A 3,689-nucleotide genomic window follows, 5' to 3' on the forward strand; every position below is an offset into this window, starting at 1 on the left:
AATCATCGCGTAATTTACGTAGGTGTATGAAGAAGGCTCCGTAAGGGGCCTTTTTTTTGCGCTGTTTTTGCCTTAAGACAAATTCAAACACTTGTTTGAAAGCTGACATTGTGCGAAGCTGGCTAACAGATCCGTCCAGTTAGGAGACCCATAATGAGTCAGTATCAAGCCCCACTCAACGACATGAAGTTCCAGTTGTTTGATGTCTGGCAAGTCCAGCAGCACTGGCAACAGGTGCCTGCGCTGGCCGAGCAGCTCGAACCCGAAACCGCCGAAGCCATTCTGCAGGAAGCGGCCAAGATCTGTGAACAGCAAATTGCACCTTTAAGCCAGCAGGCTGACTTGATAGGTGTCAAGTTGCAAGATGGTGCCGTAATAACCCCTGAGCATTACCAGGCCAATTACCGAGCGTGGTGCGAGGGAGGTTGGGCCGGTTTCAGTGGCGATCCTGAGTACGGAGGCATGGGCATGCCAAAAGTACTGTCGATGATGCTGGATGAAATGATGTGCAGCGCCGACATTGCCTTCTCACTCTATCCTGGTCTGACGGCCGGGGCCTGTGTCACTTTGCAGCAATATGCCAGTGATGACGTCAAGGCACTCTATCTGCCTAAGCTATATAGCGGAGAATGGTCGGCCACCATGTGCCTGACCGAAAGCCATGCCGGCTCCGATTTAGGTATAATGCGGAGCAAAGCTGAACCACAGCCCGATGGTAGTTATCACATTAGCGGCAGTAAAATCTTTATCACTGCCGGAGAGCATGATCTCACCGAGAACATTATTCATCTGGTATTGGCCAAGTTGCCGGATGCACCTGCCGGTAGCCGCGGCATTTCATTATTTATCGTGCCGAAGTTTATACCCGATGCTGACGGCAATCCGGGGCAGCGAAATGCACTGCATTGCGGCTCCATCGAACACAAAATGGGCATTCATGCCTCCGCCACTTGTGTGATGAACTTTGATGGAGCTACCGGCTACTTGCTGGGAGAGCCGCACAAAGGGCTGGCGGCTATGTTTACCATGATGAATTATGAGCGCCTTGCGATGGGTAGTCAGGGACTTGGAGCTGCAGAGCGCGCCTGTCAAAATGCTCTTGCTTACGCTAATGATCGGTTGCAGGGCCGCATCACTGAACGTGATGCCAATAAAGCCGAGCCTATTATCCGTCATCCGGATGTACAGCGTATGTTGCAAACCATTCAGTCATTGAACGAAGCTGGTCGTAGTTTTTCTACCTGGGTCGCGCTGCAGCTGGATAAAGCTAAATACAGTGGTGATGAGAAAGGGCTGCAATTGGCGAATTTGCTGACACCGATCGCCAAAGCCTTTATGACTGATTTGGGACTGGAATGTACCGTTCAGGCACAGCAGGTGTTTGGTGGCCATGGTTACATCAAAGAATGGGGTATGGAACAATTAGTGCGTGATGTGCGGATTGCGCAAATCTACGAAGGTACCAATGGCATTCAGGCCGCTGATTTTATGTTGCGAAAAGTAGCCGGTGATAAGGGAGCCGTCTTACTGTCGCTGTTTGCAGAAATTGAACACTGGCTGGATGCAGCCAATCCACAGCATCAACAGTTGGCGGCTTACTTGCGAAGAACCAGCGTGTTGACCCAATCTTTGCTGCAACGAGCTGAAGGTGATAAAGCCCTGTTGGCTGGCTATGCCTACGAGTTTATGACGTTGACTGGTTATCTGCTGTACGGCTATATGTGGCTAAAACAAGTCGATGCACTGGAGCGGGCTGAGGTTACTGTTGAAACAAAGCAGCAAAAACAGCAGATGGCTGACTTCTATTTCAAGCGCATCCTGCCACGTGCTGAGGCTTTGTTACTGATCATGCAGGAATAAACTGGCAAAAAATTTACAATAAGGGCGCATTCTAGCGCTTTTATTGTATGATGAGGCATCCGCAGATGTGTTGAGGGGGTCGGTATGCGTTACCTGGTGGTGTTTGTCTTGGTACTGGTCAGCTTGCCTATTCTGGCGATGGATGCGCTGGATAAACGTATGAACGAAGAGGACTGGGATAACTACTCCCCCTTTACTTTACTGCCCCATCGCAATAACTATCTGCAGCCGCTGAGTTACGCCAAAGGCTTGCGGGAAACTATTAATCGGGATGGTGAGAGCGCCCCGATGGAACGGTTCGAAACCAAGTTCCAGCTTAGTTTGAAAACGCCTTTATGGAGCCGTGTGTATCAGGATAAAGGGTATTTGTTTTTTGCATTTACCCAGCAAGCCTATTGGCAGTCTTACAATAGCGAAGTGTCGTCACCTTTTCGTGAAACCAATTATGAACCAGAATTGATTCTGGCATTTCCTCACTTTCTTGGCGTTGACCAGGCTGCAAGTCGTATCGTAAGCGTCAGTTTATCGCATCAGTCCAATGGACGTGCTGGCGATTTATCCCGCAGTTGGAATCGTATTAAACTCAATTGGGTGGGCTCTGTAGGGGATGTCTTTGTCAGCGTCACGCCTTGGTATCGCTTCCCGGAAAAAGCCAAACGGTTTGAGGGGGATCCGAAAGGCGACGATAATCCGGATATCAGTCATTACATGGGCTATTTTGAGATTGCGGCTGCTTATAAAAATCAAAGCGAAACTTACCGAATAATGCTCAGAAACAATCTTAAAAGCGATAACAAAGGCGCTTTGCAATTGTCTTATTCCAGGCCAATGAACAAGTACCTGCGTTGGTACGTGTCGTTTTTCACCGGTTATGGCGACAGCCTGATTGACTACAACCGTCCAGTTACCCGCTTCGGTTTGGGCTTTGAATTGAACGATGTGATCTAGCCGCCAGTAAAAAACAGAAATCGCTTGAGTTTTCACCGCAATTCTATATAATGCGCGTCCAACCTTGTATTAGGTAGGTGCGGTAAGAGGCAACTCTTGCCCCGACAATGCTCCCGATTGGGGAGCAACTGTACTTCGCTGCAAAGGCTCACTCCTGTTAGGAGTTGTGCTTTTGTTATTTTTTGCTCTTTTTGCTCTTTGAGGCTTTGATTTATGAGTAATCAAAGGATACGTATCCGCCTGAAAGCGTTCGATCACCGTTTGATCGATCAGTCAACTTTAGAAATCGTTGACACAGCCAAGCGTACCGGTGCCCAGGTTCGTGGTCCAATTCCACTGCCAACTCGCCAGGAACGTTTTACTGTCTTGATTTCTCCTCACGTCAATAAAGATGCACGTGATCAGTACGAAATCCGTACCCACAAGCGTCTGATCGATATCGTTGAGCCAACGGATAAAACCGTAGATGCTCTGATGCGATTGGATCTGCCTGCTGGTGTTGACGTTCAAATCAGCCTGGGCTGACAAGACAGGTTTTAAGAGAGGTTTAGGAAATGGCTATCGGTTTAGTCGGTCGTAAAGTAGGAATGACCCGCATCTTCACTGAAGATGGCGTCTCTATTCCTGTTACCGTAATCGAAGCGACACCAAATCGCGTAACTGCTGTGAAGTCTCAAGAGACTGACGGCTATAGCGCGTTGCAAGTGACTGCTGGGACTGTGAAGGCAAGCCGCCTGAGCAAGCCAGAAGCTGGTCACTTCGCTAAAGTAGGTGTTGAAGCTGGTCGTGGTCTGTGGGAATTCCGTCTGGCAGACAATGAAAGCAACGACATCCAGGTGGGTAGCGAGATTACTGTTGAAATTTTCGCGGAAACCAAGAAA

3 protein-coding genes and 1 pseudogene are annotated in these 3,689 nt (G+C 48.9%); all 4 read left to right on the forward strand.

The features are described from left to right. The first annotated feature begins 153 nt into the window (after positions 1 to 153). Complete coding sequence (locus tag JJU14_RS16280; protein WP_228614779.1) at positions 154 to 1,860, forward strand: acyl-CoA dehydrogenase family protein; 1,707 nt, start codon at positions 154 to 156, stop codon at positions 1,858 to 1,860. A gap of 84 nt (positions 1,861 to 1,944) precedes the next feature. Further along, a complete protein-coding gene (locus JJU14_RS16285) occupies positions 1,945 to 2,808 on the forward strand; it encodes a phospholipase A (RefSeq protein ID WP_228614780.1) in 864 nt (287 codons plus the stop codon). A gap of 213 nt (positions 2,809 to 3,021) precedes the next feature. Next, the gene (rpsJ, locus tag JJU14_RS16290; RefSeq protein WP_091344848.1) at positions 3,022 to 3,333 is read left to right on the forward strand and encodes a 30S ribosomal protein S10; all 312 of its coding nucleotides are present in this window, start codon (positions 3,022 to 3,024) and stop codon (positions 3,331 to 3,333) included. A 29-nt stretch (positions 3,334 to 3,362) separates the two neighbouring features. Then, positions 3,363 to 3,689: pseudogene (rplC, locus tag JJU14_RS16295) on the forward strand (50S ribosomal protein L3); the annotation flags it as partial.

Origin of the sequence: Alkalimonas sp., from assembly GCF_020831925.1 — a bacterium.
Taxonomy (GTDB): domain Bacteria; phylum Pseudomonadota; class Gammaproteobacteria; order Enterobacterales; family Alteromonadaceae; genus Alkalimonas.

What these genes read in the sequence shown, in the direction of transcription:
- JJU14_RS16285 (WP_228614780.1), top strand. Translation starts at nt 1,945, where the DNA reads ATGCGTTACCTGGTGGTGTTTGTCTTGGTACTGGTCAGCTTGCCTATT.
- rpsJ (WP_091344848.1), top strand. Translation starts at nt 3,022, where the DNA reads ATGAGTAATCAAAGGATACGTATCCGCCTGAAAGCGTTCGATCACCGT.
- JJU14_RS16280 (WP_228614779.1), top strand. Translation starts at nt 154, where the DNA reads ATGAGTCAGTATCAAGCCCCACTCAACGACATGAAGTTCCAGTTGTTT.